This is a genomic window from Rhizobacter sp., from assembly GCF_035702065.1.
Lineage (GTDB): Bacteria > Pseudomonadota > Gammaproteobacteria > Burkholderiales > Burkholderiaceae_C > Rhizobacter.
The window spans coordinates 1-19,524 of the sequence record NZ_DASSRA010000497.1; the positions used below are offsets into that span (position 1 = coordinate 1).

The 19,524-nt window shown below is 70.3% G+C and carries 19 protein-coding genes and 1 pseudogene; 6 read left to right on the plus strand and 14 right to left on the minus strand.

Annotated features, from left to right (window positions below):
• Positions 1–637, plus strand: a 637-nt coding sequence (locus VFL64_RS22270) for a Gfo/Idh/MocA family protein (protein ID WP_489542577.1), incomplete at its 5' end; no start/stop codon positions are given.
• Between the two features lie 4 nt (positions 638–641).
• On the opposite strand, the gene VFL64_RS22275 is transcribed toward VFL64_RS22270, so the two are convergent.
• From VFL64_RS22275 to VFL64_RS22295, 5 genes are all read right to left on the minus strand, one after another.
• Positions 642–1,202, minus strand: a complete 561-nt coding sequence (locus VFL64_RS22275) for a DUF3617 domain-containing protein (protein ID WP_489542578.1) — start codon at positions 1,200–1,202, stop codon at positions 642–644.
• 18 nt (positions 1,203–1,220) lie between these two features.
• On the minus strand, positions 1,221–2,339 hold the full coding sequence (gene ydiK, locus VFL64_RS22280; protein WP_489542579.1) for an AI-2E family transporter YdiK: 1,119 nt from the start codon (positions 2,337–2,339) through the stop codon (positions 1,221–1,223).
• A 31-nt stretch (positions 2,340–2,370) separates the two neighbouring features.
• On the minus strand, positions 2,371–2,877 hold the full coding sequence (locus VFL64_RS22285; RefSeq protein ID WP_489542580.1) for a TPM domain-containing protein: 507 nt from the start codon (positions 2,875–2,877) through the stop codon (positions 2,371–2,373).
• A gap of 82 nt (positions 2,878–2,959) precedes the next feature.
• Positions 2,960–3,844 (minus strand): TPM domain-containing protein, encoded by an 885-nt coding sequence (locus tag VFL64_RS22290; protein ID WP_489542581.1) that lies wholly within the window; start codon positions 3,842–3,844, stop codon positions 2,960–2,962.
• A 12-nt stretch (positions 3,845–3,856) separates the two neighbouring features.
• Positions 3,857–4,465, minus strand: coding sequence for a LemA family protein (locus VFL64_RS22295; protein WP_489542582.1), 609 nt, complete (start codon positions 4,463–4,465; stop codon positions 3,857–3,859).
• Between the two features lie 97 nt (positions 4,466–4,562).
• On the opposite strand from VFL64_RS22295, the gene VFL64_RS22300 reads away from it, so the two are divergent.
• The gene (locus VFL64_RS22300; RefSeq protein WP_489542583.1) at positions 4,563–5,348 is read left to right on the plus strand and encodes a Rossmann-fold NAD(P)-binding domain-containing protein; all 786 of its coding nucleotides are present in this window, start codon (positions 4,563–4,565) and stop codon (positions 5,346–5,348) included.
• Here the strand turns inward: VFL64_RS22300 and VFL64_RS22305 are convergent.
• From VFL64_RS22305 to VFL64_RS22320, 4 genes are read right to left on the minus strand one after another with little or no spacing between them, the layout of a single operon-like run.
• Positions 5,299–6,585: a biosynthetic peptidoglycan transglycosylase gene (locus tag VFL64_RS22305; protein WP_489542584.1), complete on the minus strand. Its 1,287-nt coding sequence runs from the start codon at positions 6,583–6,585 to the stop codon at positions 5,299–5,301. The two genes, VFL64_RS22300 and VFL64_RS22305, sit on opposite strands and share 50 nt — an antisense overlap.
• A complete protein-coding gene (locus VFL64_RS22310) occupies positions 6,582–7,109 on the minus strand; it encodes a hypothetical protein (RefSeq protein WP_489542585.1) in 528 nt (175 codons plus the stop codon). Before VFL64_RS22310 ends, VFL64_RS22305 begins: the two co-directional genes overlap by 4 nt.
• A complete protein-coding gene (gene xrtQ / locus VFL64_RS22315) occupies positions 7,096–7,941 on the minus strand; it encodes an exosortase Q (RefSeq protein WP_489542586.1) in 846 nt (281 codons plus the stop codon). Before xrtQ ends, VFL64_RS22310 begins: the two co-directional genes overlap by 14 nt.
• A gap of 4 nt (positions 7,942–7,945) precedes the next feature.
• Entirely contained in the window at positions 7,946–10,003 is a 2,058-nt protein-coding gene (locus tag VFL64_RS22320; protein WP_489542587.1) for a VIT and vWA domain-containing protein, read from the minus strand.
• A 160-nt stretch (positions 10,004–10,163) separates the two neighbouring features.
• Here VFL64_RS22320 and VFL64_RS22325 point away from each other — a divergent pair, with 160 nt between their 5' ends.
• Positions 10,164–10,397 carry a DUF1161 domain-containing protein gene (locus VFL64_RS22325; protein ID WP_489542588.1) on the plus strand — a complete coding sequence of 78 codons (234 nt, stop codon included), beginning with the start codon at positions 10,164–10,166 and terminating at the stop codon, positions 10,395–10,397.
• 1 nt (position 10,398) lies between these two features.
• Here the strand turns inward: VFL64_RS22325 and creC are convergent, their stop codons facing one another.
• From creC to cysK, 3 genes are all read right to left on the minus strand, one after another.
• Positions 10,399–11,826, minus strand: a complete 1,428-nt coding sequence (gene creC, locus VFL64_RS22330) for a two-component system sensor histidine kinase CreC (RefSeq protein ID WP_489542589.1) — start codon at positions 11,824–11,826, stop codon at positions 10,399–10,401.
• A complete protein-coding gene (gene creB / locus VFL64_RS22335; RefSeq protein WP_489542590.1) occupies positions 11,823–12,524 on the minus strand; it encodes a two-component system response regulator CreB in 702 nt (233 codons plus the stop codon). Before creB ends, creC begins: the two co-directional genes overlap by 4 nt.
• Before the next feature lie 105 nt (positions 12,525–12,629).
• On the minus strand, positions 12,630–13,550 hold the full coding sequence (cysK, locus tag VFL64_RS22340) for a cysteine synthase A (RefSeq protein WP_489542591.1): 921 nt from the start codon (positions 13,548–13,550) through the stop codon (positions 12,630–12,632).
• A 48-nt stretch (positions 13,551–13,598) separates the two neighbouring features.
• On the opposite strand from cysK, the gene hemE reads away from it, so the two are divergent.
• A complete protein-coding gene (gene hemE, locus VFL64_RS22345) occupies positions 13,599–14,690 on the plus strand; it encodes a uroporphyrinogen decarboxylase (protein ID WP_489542592.1) in 1,092 nt (363 codons plus the stop codon).
• 372 nt (positions 14,691–15,062) lie between these two features.
• A complete protein-coding gene (locus tag VFL64_RS22350) occupies positions 15,063–17,132 on the plus strand; it encodes a primosomal protein N' (RefSeq protein WP_489542593.1) in 2,070 nt (689 codons plus the stop codon).
• A 3-nt stretch (positions 17,133–17,135) separates the two neighbouring features.
• Here VFL64_RS22350 and VFL64_RS22355 read toward each other — a convergent pair whose 3' ends face one another.
• Both VFL64_RS22355 and VFL64_RS22360 read right to left on the minus strand, forming a co-directional pair.
• Positions 17,136–17,747 carry a hypothetical protein gene (locus VFL64_RS22355; RefSeq protein ID WP_489542594.1) on the minus strand — a complete coding sequence of 204 codons (612 nt, stop codon included), beginning with the start codon at positions 17,745–17,747 and terminating at the stop codon, positions 17,136–17,138.
• Between the two features lie 74 nt (positions 17,748–17,821).
• A pseudogene (locus tag VFL64_RS22360) lies at positions 17,822–18,214 on the minus strand (DUF488 domain-containing protein); the annotation flags it as partial.
• A gap of 268 nt (positions 18,215–18,482) precedes the next feature.
• Between VFL64_RS22360 and VFL64_RS22365 the strand changes: the two are divergent.
• Positions 18,483–19,524 (plus strand): S49 family peptidase (locus tag VFL64_RS22365; RefSeq protein WP_489542595.1); only part of this gene is annotated, 1,042 nt, incomplete at its 3' end.

Below are 19,524 nucleotides of genomic sequence, written 5' to 3' on the forward strand. Positions count from 1 at the left end.
CGCACCGCAACTCAGCACCGGCGACATCGGCGGCGCCTGGCGCACCGACCCCGCACGCAGCGGGCCCGGCGGCGCGTTGGCCGACGTGGGCACGCATGCCGAGAACCTCCTGGTCACCGTCACGGGCCTGGCGATCGACAGCCTGTGCGCCGAGCTCACCGCCTTCATCCCCGGCCGCCGGCTCGACGATGACGCGAGCGTGCTCCTGCGCATGAGCAACGGCGCACGCGGCGTGCTGATGGCCTCGCAGGTCGAGACCGGCTGCGAGAACGACATCCGCCTGCGCGTGTTCGGAAGCCTTGGCGCGCTCGACTGGCGGCAGGAAGACCCCAACCACCTGGTGCACTCGCCCATCGACGGCGCGCGCCGCATCCTCACGCGCGGCTCGCCGGGCCTGAGCGAGGCGGCGAAGAACGCCACGCGCCTGCCCTCTGGCCACCCGGAGGCCTTCATCGAGGCCTTCGCCAACATCTACCTGGGCGTGGCCGCCGACATCCGTGCACGCCAGGCTGGCGTGGCGGCCGACCCGCTGCGCGCCGACTACCCCACGCTGGCCGACGGCGTGCGCGGCGTGCGCTTCATCGAGCGGGTGCTCGAGTCGTCGGCGCGGGGCGGCGCCTGGGTCGCGATGGGCTAGGGCCTCACTGCTTCGGCTGCGGCGGCGCGGCCGGCGGCGGCTGCATCGGCTTCAGGTCACCACAGTCGCCCCCCAGCCACTTGGCCTTGAGCGTCATCCTGGTGACGTGGCTCTGGCCCTGCATCGCCATGGTGGTGGTGCTCTTGACGGTGTAGTTCTCGGGGTTGGCGAAGGCCGCCTCGCCCACCGTCACCGACTCGGGCTGGCTGCAGGTGGACTTCCATTTCCAGGCGCTGTTGCTGCGGCTGCCGAAGTCGGTCTTGCACTGGCCCTGTTCGCCCTGCCACTTGCCGGCGTCGAGCGCTTCGCGCGTCTGGCAGATCTTCATCTGCCCGGGTGGGCCGCTGATGTCGATGCCGTGCTGCTTCATGTTGGCCGCCATGCGCTCGCGCATCGCCGGCGACATGCCCTTGAGCTGCTCGCCGAGGTCGGGTGCCTTCTTGCCGTCGATCTCGCGCTCGCTGTGCACCTGCCACAGGCCGGGTTTGATCGGCGGCGCGGTCTGCGCCAGCACCGGGCCCGCGGCCAGGGCCGTCACCATCAGGAGAATCACGCGCTTCATCATCAGGGTCTCCGAAGCAAGTCAGCCTGCGACCGACGGATCCATCCAGCGCTGCAGCAGCGTGTAGGCCACCGCCAGCACCACCGGGCCGATGAACAGGCCCACGATGCCGAAGGCGAACAGGCCGCCGATGACGCCGCCGAAGATCAGCAGCAGCGGCAGGTCGGCGCCACCCAGGCGGATCAACAGCGGGCGCAGCACGTTGTCGAGCGCGCCCACGATCACCGTCCAGACCAGCAGCACGGTGCCCCATGTCGGCTGGCCGCTCCAGTACAACCAGCCCACGGCCGGCAGCAGCACGATCACCGGCCCCAGCTGCGCGATGCACAGCACCAGGATGGCCGCGGTGAGCAGCGAGGCAAACGGCACGCCGGCCACCGCCAGGCCCAGCCCGGCCAGCAGCGACTGCACCAGTGCCGTGACCACCACGCCCAGCGCCACGGCGCGGATGGCGCGCCCGGCCAGCACCACCACCTCGCCGCCGCTCTCGCCGGCCAGCCGGCGGCCGAAGCGGATGAGCGCATCGCGCGCCGTCTCGCCGTTGGCATAGAGCACCACCGAGAGCACGATGGTCAGCAGCAGCTGCACCACCAGCAGGCCCACGCTGCCAAGCAGCGAGGCCGCCCACTGCGCCACCTTGGAAGCGTAGGGCGCCACGCGCGCCGCGAGCTCGCCCTTGCCGGCGGCCGCGATGTCGACCCACAGCTGCGCGATCTTCTCGCCCACGAGCGGGAGGCCGCGCACCCAGTCGGGCGGCGGCGGGATCTGCGCCGTGGCCAGCGACTGGAACCAGCCGGTGATGGTGTCGGTGTGCGAGACCAGTGTCTCCACCGCCAGCACGACGGGGCCGACGAAGACGAGCAGGATCGCCAGCGTCATGAGGGCCACCGCCAGTGCCCGCCGGCGCAGCTTGGCCTGCAGCCACAGCATCACCGGCCAGGTGGCCACGACGATGGTCATCGCCCACAGCCCGGGCAGGAGGAAGGGCCGCAGCACCCAGAACGAACCGACGATCAGCACGCCGATCACGAGAATGGCCAGCAGGTTGCGGGTCAGGTCACGCCGGACCACCACCGTGTGCACACCAGGGCGCGGCGGGTCGGTGGCAACGGGGACGACAACCTCTTCGGGCACGGCCATGGAGTTCTCCTCGGTGGGGTCAGTCATTGTTCTACCGCACGACCACAGTGTCGGGCAGCTCGTTGGGGTTGGCCGCGCCGGGCGCGAGCGGGAAGTGGGTGACCAGCAGCGCATGCACCTCGTCGACCGCGGCCGCCAGCCCCTCGGCGAAGCGGCGCTCGCGGAAGGCGGCGGCCATGCGCGCCGCCAGCTCGGCCCACTGCGCGGGTGGGACGAGCCGGTTGATGCCGCGGTCGGCCACGATCTCGATGGCGTGCTCGGCCAGCAGCAGGTAGATCAGCACGCCGTTGTTGTGCTCGGTGTCCCACACGCGCAGCTTGCCGAACATGGCGACCGCGCGCTGGCGCGCCGATGCGTTGCGCCACAGGTAGGACAGCGGCAGGCTGGCCTCCACGCAGATGCGGATCTCGCCGCTGTGCAGCCGCTCGCTGGCGCGCACGCGCTCCTGCAGGCGCTGCAGGGCTGCGTCACCGAGGGCGCGGCGGGCGTCGGCCTCGTCGACGAGGCGGTGCTTGAGGATGCGCTGCCACTTGCTCATCAGAAGGCCCGCCCGGCCGCCCGAAGGGCCTTGTGCGCCCCCTCGGGGGGCAGCGAATGAAATGAGCATGGGGGTTTCATCTCTACCAGTCTCCTGAAGCGCCGCCGCCGCCGAAGTCACCGCCACCGCCCGAGCTGAAGCCACCGCCGCCGCCCCCGGAGCCGAAGCCCCCGCCACCTCCGCCGCCGCCCCAGATGATGGGCCCGCCACCCCGTCGCGAGCCCACGCCCATCACGCCGACCAGGAACAGCGCGACCAGGCCGGCGCCCGCCGCGACCAGCAGGCTGGTCGTGAGGAGCCACCCCAGGCCCCCCGCCGCGCCGGCGGTGGCCAGCGAGCCGAGCTTGCGCCCCAGCACCCCGGTGAGCACCGCGCCGAGGATGGGCACGCCGACGAAGAAGAAGATCGCCATGCTTTCGAGGTCGAAGCCGCCGTCACCGCCACGCGGCGTGCGCGTCTCGGCGCTGGGCTCGGGCAGGCCTTCGGTGCCGATGCGCTGGGCCAGCCGGTCGACGGCGGCGTTCAGGCCACCGGCGAAGTCGCCCGCCTTGAAGGCCGGCGTGATGCGCTCGTTGATGATCTGCTTGGCGGCAAGGTCGGGCACCGCACCTTCGAGCGCCTTGGCCACCTCGATGCGCACCTTGCGGTCGTTCTTGGCCACGACGATGAGCAGCCCGTCGCCCACGTCGCGGCGGCCGATCTTCCAGGCCTCGCCCACACGCTGCGCGTAGGCGGCGATGTCTTCGGGCTGCGTGCTGGCCACCATCAGCACGACGATCTGGGAGCCGCGCTCGCGCTCGACGCCTTCGAGCTTGGCCGACAGCGCCTGCACCTGCACCGCGGTGAGCGTGCCGGTCTGGTCGATCACGCGGCCCGACAGCGGCGGCACGGGCTGCACGTCCTGCGCCAGCGCCTGTGCCAGTGGCAGGCACAGCGCCGCGAGCAGGGCGACGAGCCAGCGCAGCATCACCGCGGCGTCTTACTTCGAAGCCGGCTTGTCGAAGTTGACGGCAGGTGGCGCGGAGATCTGCGCCTCGTTCTGCACCGTGAAGCTGGGCTTGGGTGCGTAGCCGAAGATCTTGCCGGTGAGGTTGGTGGGGAAGCTGCGCGCCAGCACGTTGTACTCGGCCACCGCCTTGATGTAGCGGTTGCGCGCCACGGTGATGCGGTTCTCGGTGCCTTCGAGCTGCACGCGCAGGTCCTGGAAGCCCTGGTTGGCTTTCAGGTTGGGGTAGTTCTCGCTGACGACCAGCAGCCGGCTCAGCGCGCCGCTCAGTTCGCCCTGCGCCTTCTGGAACTTGTCGAAGGCCTCCGGGTTGTTGAGCGTCTCGGGCGTGACCTGGATGCTGGTGGCCTTGGCACGCGCCTCCACCACCTTGGTCAGCGTCTCCTGCTCGAAGTTGGCCTCACCCTTGACGGTGGCCACGATGTTGGGGATGAGGTCGGCACGGCGCTGGTACTGGTTGAGCACCTCGGACCAGGCGGCCTTGGTCTGCTCGTCCAGGCGCTGGAAGTCGTTGTAGCCGCAGCCGGAGAGACCGAGCACGGCAGCGAGGGCGAAGGCGGCAAGCCAGAGTCTGCGAATCATCGTGTGTCCTTTCGAGCCAGTGGGCGGGGTGGATGCTACTCGCGCCCGACATGGGGTGCGCGCCCCGCAATTCAAGGGTAGGGCGATACTGGCGATCATGTCGCTCATCCATGACGCCTTGCGGGCAGGCCATGCGCCCGCCGCACCGCGCCGTGCGGCCGGCCCGCAGGTGCTGGTCGCCGGTGGCGGCGGGGTGCTGGGCTCGGCCCTGCTGGAGCAGCTGTTGGGCGAGCGCCACTTCGCACAGGTGAGTGTGCTGGTGACACATCCGCTGCAAACGGCCTTGCGCGGCTTGCACACCGTACGCTGGCCGCTCGATGCACACGCCGCACCCGAGCGCAGCGCCATCGTCGTCTTCGACCGCGAGCGCGGCGCCAATGGCCGCGACGAGGCCTTCTTCAAGCCGCTGCCCGACAGCCTCCCCGCGCTCGCCGCCGGCCTGAAGGCACGCGGCGTGCGCCACCTGCTGGTGGTGATGCCGCATGCGCCGACCAGCCTGCCCGAGGCCTTGAAGCGCGGCCTGGCCAATCTCGACGAGCACGCCGTCGCCCAGCTCGGCTTCGACCACCTGGTCTTCATGCGCTCGGCGCAGGCCCCGAACCCCGCCCGCCCGGCACGCGCCCCCGAGCGCCTGGCGCACTGGATGCTCTCGCAGCTGCAGATGATGGTGCCGCAGCACGAGCGCCCGGTGCGCGCAGCCAAGGTCGCGCAGTTCGCGGCGCGGATCGCCGCGCAGCTGCCGGCCTCGCCGCCCGGAACGCGCGTCGTGCCGCCCGAATGGGTGTGGGCTGCGGCGCAGGCCCGTCACGCCGCGCACGTGGCCACGCAGTGGCTCAGCGGCCAGCCGCTGCCTGAGACGCAGCCACAGCCATCGCGGCTGTGAGCGCCACGCGTGGCGGTTGCCACCGCGCCGCTGCCTCGCGCAGGCGTTCGCGCTCGCGGCGAGGCACCGGGCGCAGCTGGTCGGCCACCCAGTCGACGCGCTCGGCATTCACCACACCGTTGCGCGCGAGTTGCGCGAGTTCGCGGTCGGGGTTGTGCAGCAACGTGGCCAGCCACACCGCTTCCATCGGCGTGAGTGCCTCAGGGGCCTTGCGCAGGTAGTGGTGGGCGGCGGCGTGGGCGCCGCAGCGGCCGTCGCCCCAGGGTGCGATGGCGAGGTAGAGGTTCAACGCACGCGCCTTGCCCAGCGTGCGGTCGAGTTCCACCGCATACAGCAGCTCGCGCAGCTTGCGGCCGTGGCTGCGGCTGTCGCCGGTGTAGAGCAGCTTGGCGAGCTGCTGCGGCAGCGTGCTGGCACCGCGCGGCATCTCGCCCGCGTTCGGGCCGGACCACGCCGCCATGATCTCGGACATGTCGAAGCCTGCGTGCTCGTAGAAGCGCTGGTCCTCGGCCGCGATCACGGCGCGCGGCAGCCAGGTGCCAAAGCCATCCGCCTCGCCGCAGGCGGGCTGTGCGTTGAGCAGCGCTTCGGTGCCCAGGCCGGCCACGCGCAGGCCGTCGATGCGCGGCTTGAGCGCGAACTCGTTCGCCGGCAGCACCCATTGCGCCTTGGCACTGAGCCGGCCTTCGATCTGCGCCTGGCCCAGCTCGGGGATGTCGCGCGCAAAGAGCGCAAAAGCGCGTGCCGCGGGCTCGTCGGCCACGCTGAAGCTGAGCGTGAGCTGGTGCTTCTCGATGCGCGACGACCAGCGGCCCTGCAGCGCCTGCGGCGCATCGCCGAGCGCGAAGCTGCCCTGCAGACGCATCTCCATGTCGGGCACCACGGTGAACTCGACACGCGACAGGCGGATCGCCTCGCGCCCCAGCTCGCGGCGCTGGAAGGTGCAGGGTGCGCACACCGCGCGCCAGGTGTTGGGCGCGGCCACGGCCTGCCACTGCACGGCGCCGTAGCGGGTGCGCAGCGTGCGTCCTTCGAGCAGGCGCAGCACGAAGGGGTGGCTGGCGATGTGCAGCGCGGCCGGCACGCTGATCTCCTGCGACCAGGGGCCGAGCTGCAGCGTGTGTGTCCATTCGCCGGGTGCCGGCTTGAGGGCGCGCAGCACCAGCACGATGGCGAGCACCGCGCTGAAGGCGAGCCCGGCCAGCAGGCCCAGCGTGAGCTTGATCCAGTTGTTCACATCGACCTCGCGGTGGTGATCGCCTGCCACGGCCCGGTGGATTGGCCGAGCTGCGCCGCCCAGAACCAGCTCGATGCGTCGGTGTAGGCCTGGCCCTGTGCATCGACGATGCGTTCGCACACGCGCAGCTGGCGGCCTTCGCGCTCGGCCACGAAGCAGCGCCACATCCGCGCCTGCGCATCGCGCTCCAGCTGCGCCTGCGCGATGCGGTAGCCCAGGCCGCGGTAGCAGTCGGCGGCCGGGTGCAGCATGCGCGTGGGCTGGCGCACCTCGCGCAGCACCACGACCTGCTCGCCATCGGTGAGGCGCGCGATGTGGCCGGGGAAGCGCGCCGCAAAGCGCAGCTCCACCGCACTCAGCGCCAGCGGACGCAAGGCGTGGCCTTCCCACTGCGTGGGCCACTCGGGAGCGGCCAGCGCGGTCGATGCTTGCGACGTGGGCGGTTGCGCCAGCGGCGCGAGTCCGCACACGGCCAGCACCGCAGCCAGCAGCAGCTTCCCCTGCATTCCATCAAGCCTGCGCATCGCGGCCTCCATGAATCACCCAAGCCACCGCACTGCACACCCCCACGAGAGCAACGAGCCCGACACCCTGGTGCATCAGCTCGGGCACCGCAGCGTGCTGCGCCTCCAAGGCCACCAGCACGCTGTTGCGCAGCACGTTGCCGACCAACACGAGCATGCCGACGAAGGGCAGGCGTGCCAGCAGCTGCCGGTCGCGCAGCCCGGCGAAGGCCGCCACGGCGAAGGCGCAGAAGTAGGCCATCCACACCATCTGCACGCCCGAACATGGCGCGTCGACGATGACCAGCTGGCCGTTCACCTGCATCGCGGTGCCGCTGCGCTCGGCCGCAAAGCCCGCAGCCTGCAGCAGCCAGGTGCTGCACTGCGCTGTCACCACGCGCAGCGGGTAGCCGGCATAGAACTGCAGTGACGACACCACCGGCAAGGCGAGCAGCGCGAGGCCGGCCATCGGCAGCAGCGCCTGGCCCGAGGGCATGAAGGCGCGCAGACCGAAGGCCAATGCCAGCGCGGCCAGCAGCGCGCCGATGAGCGGTGGCAGCGCGAACACCGCTGCGGTGGCGCCCGCGGTGGCCGCGAGCGCGGCCAGCAACCAGCCCGGCTTGGGCTCGCCGCGCAACTGTGGCTCGAGCCTGAACACCAACACGGCGAGCACCGCCAGTGCGGCCAGGCCCAGCGGGTCGTCCGACCCATCGGCCAGGCGCGCGGCGGCCCAGCGCCAGTGCGGCCACAGCGCTGCCGCCTGCAAGCCCAGCCACGCGAGCGGCGGCAGCGCCTCGAAGCGGCCGAGCCAGCGGCCGGCCGGGTGGGTGTCGATCACGATCGCGGTGGCCATGACATCAAGCGCGACGACGTTGCGACCACAGCGTGGCGGCCACGATGCCCATAACCACCAGCAAGGCCAGCAGCGCGCCCGGCTCGGGCGTGCTCGGCACCTCGGCACCGATGGCCGCGTTGCTCACGCCCTCGGGCATGGGCGAAGGCTGGTCCACCTTCGGCATCAGCGCCGGGTTGGGGTTGCGCACGCGCTGGTCCACTGCGATGAAGCTGGTGTACTGCGTGAGCAGGCCATAGGTCAGGCCCAGCTCGGTGATGGCCGCCTTCTGCGCGCTGCCGCCTTCGAGCGCCTCCTGGTCGCTCAAGCTCGCGATGCGCTGGCGCGCCCACAGGTGGCGCAGGGCCGACGAGGTCTGGTCTTCACGCCCCTGGGTGCTCAGCTCGCTGCGGTAGGCGCCGTCGGCCGCGCGGCCTTCGACGATGAGCTTGCCGTTGACCGGCGCGCCGGCCTCGCCGCCGCGCCACTTGCCGAACAGGATCACCGGGCGGCCACCCAGCACATCGGGCAGCTGCGAGGGCTCCACGTCGTACACGTCGAGGCCTTCGAAGCGCGCCTTCACCTGCGTGAGCACCGGTGATTCGATGATGCGGCGCAGGTGCTCGGCCTGGGCCGCCGCCTGCTCGGGCTTGGTGACGACGAAGGCCTCGCCCTGCCCGGCGCGCGCCATGCCTTCGATCAGATGGCGGTTGACGCTGCTGCCGATGCCGAAGGCAAACACGTTGGCCTGGTTGAGGTTCTGGCGGATGAGCTGGAACACCTCGGCCTCGACGCTCACGTAGCCGTCGGTCACGACGATGATGCTGCGCGAGACGTCCTCGGCCTTCGGCAACGCGACCACGCGCTTGATGGCCGGCACGATCTCGGTGCTGCCGCTGCCGCCCATCTGCTGGATGGTTTTGATCGCTTGCTCGATGTTGGCGCGCGTGGCCGGCACGGAAGCAGGCGAAAGCATGCGGTTGCTGCCCGAGAACAGCATCACGTTGAAGGTGTCGCTGGGGCGCAGGCCGCCGATCAGGTTGCGCAGCAAGGCCTTGGACGTCTCCAGCGGGTAGCCGTGCATGGAGCCCGAGATGTCGACCACGAAGATGTAGTCGCGCGGGTTGATCTGGCGCGCCGACACGGCCTTGGGCGGCTCGACCATGGCGAGGAAGAAGTTCTCGCTGCCGTCGTCCTCTCTTTGGTTGGAAGCGCGGTAGAGCATCAGGCCCGACTCGATGCGGTCGCCGGCGAGGCGGTAGTTGAGGATGAAGTCGCGGTTGTTGGTGGCGCCCGCGCTGGGCTTGAGCGCCACCGCGGCGTGCCAGCTGCCGGTGCCATCGACCGTGATGTCGTGCGAGGGCGAGGCGATCTCCTTCACCGGCACCGGGGTGTCCAGGCGCACGCGGATGTCGAAGCTGGCGTTGCTCGGTTCGCCGGCCTTGAGGTAGGCGCCGCCGATCGGGGCCGTGCTGGCCGCGCTGTTGTAGCGCGGGCCCACCACGGTCGGGAACACGAAGCCGTACACCGCCTCGCGCGGCGTCAGCAGCTCGGTGTAGCGCAGCTCCACCGCCACGTCGTCGCCGGGCAGGATGTTGGCCACGTTCATCTCGAACACGTTGGGGCGCTGCTGCTCCAGCAGGGCGCTGGTCTTGCCCTCGCGCTTGGCGGCCTGGTACTCGATGCGCGCCTGCTGCTTCTCCTTGATGCGCGCGGTGAGCAGGCGCTCGCCCAGGCGCACGTTCATCGCATACACCGCGGCCTGCGTGGAGGCAGGGAAGAGGTAGCGCGCCTCGATCGGGCGCTGGCCTTCGTTGCGGTAGTGCTGCGTCACCGTCACGTCGGCGATCACCCCGGCGATGCGCACGTCGACCTGCGTCGACTTGAGCGGCAGCCGGTCGGTGCCGGGCTCGTTGCTGTTGACGGCAAAGTACGGGCTCTCCGACGGCCGCGCCTCCGAATCGTCGGCATGCGCCGGCGACCAGAACAGCATCAGCACGGCGGAAAAGATCGACAGGGCGATGCACCACATCACCCGGCCGGTGCAGGTGAGTGGGGAGTACGGGACGAGCGGGCGGGGCATGGCTTCTTCTCCAGACAGCGCCACCGACGGGTGGGCGTGCCGGCAAGAATCGGGCGGGCCTGAGAAGCGGGTTTGAAGCCTGAGCTGGGGTTTGTGAAGCCTGCGTGAAGCGCCCGCGAGCCTGGATACTGGCGCTTCGTTTCAACCCCGGAGGAGTCTCATGATCACCAGATCCATCGCCGTCGCCTGCGCCATCTCGCTGTTCGCCGCCGCCCCCGCCTTCGCTGCGGGCAAGCCCTGCGAGGAGCTCAAGGCGGAGATCGCCGCCAAGCTCGAAGAGAAGAAGGTGAGCGGCTACACGCTCGAGATCGTCGACACCGACAAGGTCGGCGACCGCAAGGTGGTGGGCAGCTGCGAGGGCGGCGCGAGGAAGATCGTGTACGAGAGGAAGTGAGTCAGGCGAGGGGCAGCGACAAGGTGGCGATGGCGCCGCCATCGCCCGCGTTGTGCAGCGACGCGCGGCCTTCGTGCAGCTCGGCGACCTCCTTCACGAAGGTGAGGCCGAGCCCGGTGCTCTTCTTGCGCGAGTGCGGGCGCGCCAGCGAATAGAACTTCTCGAACACCTTGTCCTCGGCGTAGTCGGGGATGCCGGGGCCGTGGTCGCGCACCGTCAGCTCCGCGCGGCCGTTGTGGCGGTGCAGGGCCAGCGTGACCGTGCCACCCGGCGGCGAGAAGTCGAGCGCGTTGTCCACCAGGTTGGAGAGGGCGCGCTGCAGCAGGAAGGCGTCGCCCTGCACCGTGGCGTCGCCGCCGTCTTCCAGCGTGACGCGCAGGCCGCGCGCTGCCGCGGCCGGCTGGGCGCTGGCCACCAGCTCCTGCAGCAGCGGGCGCAAGGCCACCGGCGCGGCGTCGTCGAGGCTGCGCCGCGATTCGAGCGCGGTGAGTTCCATCATCCGGTCGACCAGTTCCTGGATGCGCTGCGTCTCGCGCGCGATGTTGGCCACAAAGCGGGCGCGGTCGGCATCGGGCATGGGCTCCTGCAGCAGTTCGGCCGCACCGCGGATGGCCGACAGCGGGCTCTTCACTTCGTGCGTGAGCGTCTGCACGTAGTCGGCCACGTAGTTGCGGCCGGCCAGCGCGTCGCGCATCTCGTCGTAGGCGGCGCCCACCGCCTTGAACGCGCGCCGGGCCAGCCGCGGCAGGCTGAGCGTGCGCTGCGAGCGCACGTAGCGCGCGTAGTCGGCGAACACGCCGAAGGGACGCACCAGCCACACCGAGACGATCACCGCGAAGAGGATCACCGCCACCACCGAGATGGCGCCCACCCACATGGTCTTGCGGCGCGCCGCCTGCACGAACTGGCCGAAGCTCTGGACCGGTTTGCCCACGCTCACCGCGCCGATGATCTGGTTGGCCACGCGGATGGGCGCCGCGACGTACATCACCGAGGTGCGGGCGTCGTTCTCCACGTCGGGCGAGGTGCGCGCGCCGTACTCGCCCTGCAGCGCGAGGCGCACGTCGCGCCACTGCGAGTGGTCGGCGCCGAGCTGGCGGTTGGTGGAGTCGAACACCACCGTGCCGCCGCGGTCGACCACGGTGAGCCGCATCTCCACACGCGTCTTTTCGAAGCCATAGATGTTGGCCTTGAAGCGCCGTGCGTACAGCGCCTGGAAGACTGGCCCCAGCGCATCGGGCTGCAAGGTGCCGTCACGCGACACGCCTTCGATCAGCGTGGCCAGCAACTGCGCGGTCTCGACCAACGACTCCTCGGCCGACTCGCGGTAGCGCGGGTCGATCTCTTCGAGCTGGCGGTACATCAGGAGGCCCACGCCGATGACGTAGGCCAGCAGGATGCCGAGGAAGATGCGCGTTCTCTTGGTCACGCTGGCAACGAGGCCGGCAGGTCTTCCGCCAACGCATACCCGCTGCCGCGGTGCGTGCGAATCGGCTCCAGCGTGGGCGCGACGAGCTTCATCTTGGCGCGCAGCGTCTTCACATGGGCGTCGACGGTGCGGTCGAGGCTGTCGTTGTCGTCCCACACCTTGTCGAGCAGGGTCTCGCGGCTGAACACGTGGCCCGGGCGCGAGGCAAGGGTCTGCAAGAGGCCGAACTCGTAGCGCGACAACTCCAGCAGCGTGCCGTAGAAGCGGATCTGGCGCTTGCCTTCGTCGACCTTGATCGGCACGACCGGGGGTGCCGGCGGAGCAGCCGGCAGCTTGGCGCTGCGGCGCAGGATGGAGCGCACGCGCGCCACCAGTTCGCGCGGCGAGAAGGGCTTGGCCACGTAGTCGTCGGCGCCCAGTTCCAGGCCGACCACGCGGTCGATCTCGTCGCTGCGCGCGGTGAGGAAGACCACCGGCAGGTCGGCCAGCTCGCGCAGGCGCTTGAAGACCTCGAAGCCGCTGGTGTCGGGCAGGCCCACGTCGAGGATGACGAGCGCCGGCGGCTGCGCTCGCACGGAGGCGATGGCTTCCTCGCCGGTCGCCACCCAGGCCGGGTCGAAGCCCTCGGTGCGCAGCGCGTATTGCAGGGTGTCGGCGATGCCGGGTTCGTCTTCGACGATCAGAACGCGGGGTTTCATGTCATGAGGTGAACGCAGTGGAGCCGGACGAGCGCCGGGCCGCTCCCAAGCCGGCCGGCGATCCCCTCGGGGGATCGCTCACCGTACCCGGTGAGCGAGGGGCGGTCATTCCGTGGGCAGGAAGCCTTCGATCGACAGATAGCGCTCGCCCGTGTCGTAGTTGAAGCCCAGCACCGTCGCGCCCTTGGGCAGGTCCGGCAGCTTCTGCGCGATCGCAGCCAGCGTGGCGCCGGAGGAGATGCCCACGAGCAAGCCCTCTTCACGCGCCGAGCGGCGGGCGTATTCGCGGGCCGCCTCGGCCTCGACCTGGATCACGCCGTCGAGCAGGTCGGTGTGCAGGTTCTTGGGGATGAAGCCGGCGCCGATGCCCTGGATGGGGTGCGGGCTGGGCTTGCCGCCGCTGATGACCGGCGAGGCGCTGGGCTCCACCGCGAACACCTTCAGCTTGGGCCACATGGCCTTGAGCACCTTGGCGCAGCCGGTGATGTGGCCGCCGGTGCCCACGCCGGTGATCAGCGCCTCGACGCCGCTCGGGAAGGCCGCGGCGATCTCCTGCGCGGTGGTGCGCACATGCACGTCGATGTTGGCCGGGTTGTCGAACTGCTGCGGCATCCAGCCGCCAGGGGTTTCGGCGAGCAGCTCGGTGGCCTTGGCGATGGCGCCGTTCATGCCCTTCTCGCGCGGCGTGAGCACGAAGGTCGCGCCATAGGCCAGCATCAGGCGGCGCCGCTCCACGCTCATGCTCTCGGGCATCACCAGCACCAGCTTGTAGCCCTTGACTGCTGCGACCATCGCCAGGCCCACACCGGTGTTGCCGGAGGTGGGCTCGATGATGGTGCCGCCGGCCTTGAGCACGCCGCTTTGCTCGGCCGCCTCGACCATCGACAGAGCGATGCGGTCCTTGATCGAGCCGCCGGGGTTGGCGCGCTCGCTCTTCACGTACACGTGGTGCGTGCTGCCGAACAGGCGGTTGATGCGGATGTGCGGCGTGTTGCCGATGGTCTGCAGGACGTTCTGAGCAAGCATGGTGTCTCCCAGGGGTGGAGCTGAAATTATGGGGGCGATAATTCTTCGATGAATGCTCCACTGCAAAACGACAGCTTCCTGCGCGCCTGCCTGCGCCTGCCCACCGAGCACACGCCTGTCTGGCTGATGCGCCAGGCCGGCCGCTACCTGCCGGAGTACCGCGCCACGCGGGCCAAGGCGGGCAGCTTCATGGGCCTGGCGACCAACACCGACTTCGCCACCGAGGTCACGTTGCAGCCGCTGGAGCGCTACAAGCTCGACGCCGCCATCCTGTTCAGCGACATCCTCACCGTGCCCGACGCCATGGGCCTTGGCCTGAGCTTCGCGATGGGCGAGGGCCCGAAGTTCGCCTCGCCGGTGCGCGACGAAGCCGCCGTGGCCGCGCTCGAAGTGCCCGACATGGCCAAGCTGCGCTACGTGTTCGATGCCGTCACCTCCATCCGCAAGGCGCTCAATGGCCGCGTGCCGTTGATCGGCTTCTCCGGCAGCCCCTGGACGCTGGCCTGCTACATGGTCGAAGGCGCCGGCTCCGACGACTACCGGCTGGTCAAGACCATGCTCTACCGCCGGCCCGACCTGATGCACCGCATGCTCCAGGTCAACGCCGACGCCGTGGCGGCCTACCTCAACGCCCAGATCGAGGCCGGCGCGCAGGCGGTGATGATCTTCGACAGCTGGGGCGGCGTGCTGGCCGACGGCGCCTTCCAGACCTTCAGCCTGGACTACACCCGGCGCGTGCTGGCGCAGGTGAAGCGCGAGCACGCCGGGCAGCGCATCCCACACATCGTCTTCACCAAGGGCGGCGGGCTGTGGCTGGAGGAGATCGCCGCCACCGGCGCCGACGTGGTCGGCCTGGACTGGACGGTCAACCTGGGCGACGCGCGCCGCCGCGTCGGCAACCTGGTCGCCTTGCAGGGCAATCTCGACCCCAATGTGCTCTTCGCCGACCCCGAACAGATCCGCGCCGAGGTGGTGAAAACACTCGACAGCTTCGGCCCGGCCGAGAACGGACAGGGGCTGCGCGGGGGCCACGTCTTCAACCTGGGCCACGGCATCAGCCAGCACACGCCGCCCGAGAGCGTGTCGGTGCTGGTCGACACGGTTCATGAGCACTCACGGCAGCTGCACCGGCGTGCATGAAACCGGTTTCAACTGGTTGCAGTTTTTCGGAACGTGGTGCAGTGCTTTCCCGGTGAGCAAGCACTCAGGGCTTGACTTATCCCCAAAACCCGGCATGCGACAAAACACCGTGGTTCGTGATGCATTGCAGCATTCGTGTTTGGTATTAGTGCGCTAAGTGCTTGATTTCATTGAGGCACGGAATTGCTTGGAAAGCAGGCAACGCAGCGCCAAGGCCCAAGAATCAACGATCTAGCGTCATTTTCTGCTGGTTCCCCACAAAGTTATCCACAGGAGTCGTGGAAAGATTCAAAAGGCTTTGAAAATCAGCCACTTACCTGCGCTCTTTCACGAATGCCTGAACTTTGCTCGCTAAATTGATCCCCGTGCGACATGGATGACAGCCAGCGTCTTTGCGTCGCGGTGGAGGCGCCCCAGCACAGCGGCCTGCAGGCGGCGCTGGACTATCTGAGCGAGCGCCCGCTCTCCCCAGGAACCCTGGTTCGAGTGCCTTTCGGTCGACGTGAAGTGCCCGGCATCGTGTGGCCGGGGGAACCGTCCGACGCACCCGGGCTCGCCTTGAAGCCCGTCGCCCAGGTGATGGATGCGCTGCCGCCGCTGTCGGCCCGCTGGTGCGAGTTGGTGGCCTTCAGCGCCGCGTACTACCAGCGCGGGCTGGGCGAGGTGGCTTTGTCGGTGCTGCCACCCGAACTGCGCAAGCTCGACGACGCCCAACTCGCCAACCGCATCGCCCGCCTGCGCAAGGCCCTGGCCAAGCCGGCCGAGCCGGCGCCGCCGCCCGTCCGCCCCGAGCTCAGCCCCGACCAGGCAGCCGCGGTGGCGCAGATCGCCGCGCTGAGCAAGCCCGGCGCGGCGCCGGTGGTGCTGCTGCACGGCCTCACCGGCAGCGGCAAGACCGAGGTCTACCTGCGCGCCGCCGAAGACGCGCTGGCCGCCGGCCGCCAGGTGCTGGTGCTGGTGCCCGAGATCAACCTCACGCCGCAACTGGAGGCGCGCTTTGCCGAGCGCTTCGGCGGTGGAACCACGCCCCGCCGCATCGTCTCGCTGCACAGCGGCCTCACGCCCGCGCAGCGCCTGAAGAACTGGCTGGCCGCCCACCTGGGCGGGGCCGACCTGGTGCTGGGCACGCGGCTGGCGGTGTTCGCCTCGCTGCCGCGGCTGGGGCTGATCGTGGTCGACGAGGAGCACGACCCCTCGTACAAGCAGCAGGAAGGCGCGCGCTACTCGGCGCGCGACCTGGCCGTGTATCGCGGCAAGCTCGAAGGCGCCTGCGTGGTGCTGGGCTCGGCCACACCTTCACTGGAGACCTGGCACCGTGCCGAGCAAGGGCGCTACACCCGGCTCACGCTGGCCCACCGCATCGGCGGCGGCGTGCTGCCGGCGGTGCGGCTGGTCGACATGAACCTGCTGCCCAAGGCACCGGGCGTCACCACCACCCTGTCACCCCAGCTGGTTGCTGCGCTGGCCCGGCGCATCGAGCGCGGCGAGCAAAGCCTGGTGCTGCTCAACCGCCGCGGCTACGCGCCGGTGCTGCACTGCGGCGCCTGCGCCTGGAAGAGCGGCTGCCCGCACTGCAGCGCCTGGCGCGTGTTCCACAAGCTCGACCGCACGCTGCGCTGCCACCACTGCGGCTTCACCCAGGCCGTGCCGCGCGCCTGCCCGGAGTGCGGCAACCTCGACATCGCCCCCATCGGCCGCGGCACCGAGCGGCTGGAAGAGCAGCTCGCCGCCAGCCTGCCCGGCGCGCGCGTGGCCCGCATCGACGCCGACAGCACCCGGCTCAAGGGCACGCTCGAAGCGCAGCTCTCGGCCGTGCATGCCGGCGAGGTCGACGTGCTGGTGGGCACGCAGATGATCGCCAAGGGCCACGACTTCCGCCGCATCACGCTGGTGGCGGCGGTGAGCCCCGACAGCGCCCTCTTCAGCAGCGACTTCCGCGCGCCCGAGCGCCTGTTCTCGCTGCTGATGCAGGCGGCCGGCCGCGCCGGGCGCGACGCCGCCCAGGCTGCGCGCAGCGAGATGTGGATCCAGACCTGGCACCCGCTGCACCCGATCTACACCGCCCTGCGCCAGCACGACTACGTGGCCTTCGCGGCCAGCCAGCTCAAGGAGCGGCAGATGGCTGGCCTGCCGCCCTTCGCCCACCTGGCCTTGCTGCGCGCCGAAGCCCGCACGGCCGAGGCGGCGCGCGCCTTCCTGCAGGCCGCGGCCGACCTCGCCTCACAGCTGCCGGGCGCGAGCGAACTGCTGATCTACCCGGCCGTGCCGACCAGCATCTCGCGCGTGGCCGACATGGAGCGCATGCAGATGCTGGTGGAGGCCGGCACGCGCGGCGCCTTGCAGCGCGTGCTCACGCCCTGGATGGCCGAGCTGCCCACGCTGCGCGGCCAGCACAAGGCGGTGGCGCGCTGGGCGCTCGACGTGGACCCGTTGGCGATCTGAGCCTCAGAAGTTGAACGACAGCCCCAGCAGGCCCTCGCCCTGCGACACCCCGTCGCCGCGGATGGCCACCACGCAGCCGCCCGAGCAGAAGAAGTCGCCGCTGCTGTTGACGAGCGTGAGGTAGCCGCGCAACTCGGTGCGCAAGGCCAGCTCCTTGGACAGCATCCACTGGTAGCCGATGCCCAGGTTGGCCGAAGGCCGCAGCTCCGAGGTGAGCCCAGCGCCCTTGGGCGAGAAGAGCGTCAGCCCCAGGCCGCCCACCACGTAGCCGCCGTGCGTGGTGGCACCGCCGTCGAAGAACACCCGCCCGCCCACATGCAGGTAGTGCACGTCGACCACCAGCTTCTCGGGCCGGTCGAGCACCGAGCCGGGCAGCGAGGTGTGCTGGAAGGAATAGAAGACCTGGCCCTGGCGCCCGTCGGTCATCAGCCAGTCGTAGCTCATGGCGAAGGCCGCGCCGTTGGCGAACTTGACCGAGGCGCTGCCGTTGTGCTCGTCGTAGAACGTGCCGCCCGAGCGGGCGCCGCCATAGAAGGTCACGGCGCTGTTCTGGGCCGACGCGGCGGTGCAGCCCAGCACCAGCGCAGCGATGAATGCCAAGCGATGCCAGCTCATTGGGGCACCCTACGCACTTCGTGCGGTCCCGCCAAGCGGGAGTGAGCCCCTTCGGGCGGCCGGGCGGGGCTCATGGCCTGCCCCTCGATCAAGGCCCCGCGCTCGGCCAGCAGCGTGCGCAGCACCGAGCGATGGCAGCGCGCTTCGTTGTCGCAGTAGCAGCCGAGCGAGAAGGCCGTCTGGTGCGACATCGCGGCCAGCAGGTCGAGCAGGTGGGCCGCGTCGGGCTGCTTCAGCTCGGCCACGAAGCGGCGGGTGAAGGCCGCCCACTGCGCATCCGTTTCGGCCGCTTGCGCCTGCTTGACCAGCACGTCGCTGGGCGACAGCTGGGGCAACCAGGTGTCGTAGTAGTCGCGCGTGGCGAACTCGGCCTTGGGCACACCGCGCGGCGGGCGGCGCACCGTGCCCAGGCGCAGGCCCTCGCCCGCGGCGCGCGGCTGGCCGAGTTGGACGATGCGGATCGACATGGGCGGTCTCCTCGTGGATCTGCGCACATTGTTCAACAGCCGTGCGCACGATCCAAACAGCGCGGCCCAAAAGAAAAGCGGGCTGCGCTCACGCGCGGCCCGCCGAATGAGCCACAGCATTCAGGGAGGGAGGGAGGAGGGAGCTGTGACCCGCTTGTGACTCTACGCCCGGGACGGGAGGGCGTCTGTAGGAAAACAGGCCGTTCCTGCGGCTGCGCGCGGCAGCCCTTACAGTGGCTGCATCCCCCGAACGCCGCTGGAGCCCCGCATGTCCGCACGCCCTTTCGCCACCGCCCGCCGCTGGTTCGGCCGCTTCTGGAGCTTCGTCGACGCCAGCCGCCGCGCGGTCTTCAACCTCATCTTCCTGCTGGTGGTGGTGGTCGTTCTCATCGCCCTGTTCACCAGCGGCGCACCCCGGCTCGAAGACAACACGGCCCTGGTGCTCAACCTGCGCGGCCCGCTGGTCGAGCAGAGTGCCGCTGGCTTGCGCGACGCGGCGGTGGCACAGCTCAAGGGCGAGCCCCCGCACAGCACCCAGCTGCGCGACGTGCTCAGCGTGCTCGACGCCGCCGCGAAAGACCCGAAGATCACCCGCGCCGTGCTGGTGCTCGACGACTTCTCGGGCGGTGGCCTGGCCGGCCTGCGCGAGGTGGCCGCGGCACTGCAGCGCTTCCGCGCCGCCGGCAAGCAGGTGGTGGCCTGGGGCGGCAGCTACGACCAGCGCCAGTACTACCTGGCCGCGCAGGCCGACGAGGTGTTCCTGCACCCGATGGGCATGGTCTTCCTGCAGGGCTTCGGCCGCCACAAGAACTACTACCGCGACGCGCTCGACAAGCTGGGCGTGGCGGTGAACGTCGTGCGCGTGGGCACCTACAAGAGCTTTGCCGAGCCCTTCATCGCCAACGAGCCCTCGGCCGCTGCCGCCGAGGCCGATGCCTTCCTCTACAACGGCCTGTGGTCCACCTACACCGAGGGCGTGGAGACCGCGCGCAAGCTACCCGCCGGCAGCGTGATGGCGATGATCAACGAGCTGCCCCAGCGCCTCACGGCGGCAGGCGGCGAGGCCGCCAAGCTGGCCCTGCAAAGCAAGCTGGTCGACGGCCTCAAGACCCGCGACGAGCTGCGCCAGGCGATGATCGAGCGCGGCGCCAAGGACAGCGAGGGGAAGACCTTCCGCCAGGTCTCCTACGAGGGCTACCTCGCGCGCCAGAGGCCGCAGCTGCTGGGCGACGCCATCGGCGTGGTGGTGGCCGAGGGCGAGATCGTCGACGGCCCGGCGCCGGCCGGCACCGTGGGTGGCATCTCCACCG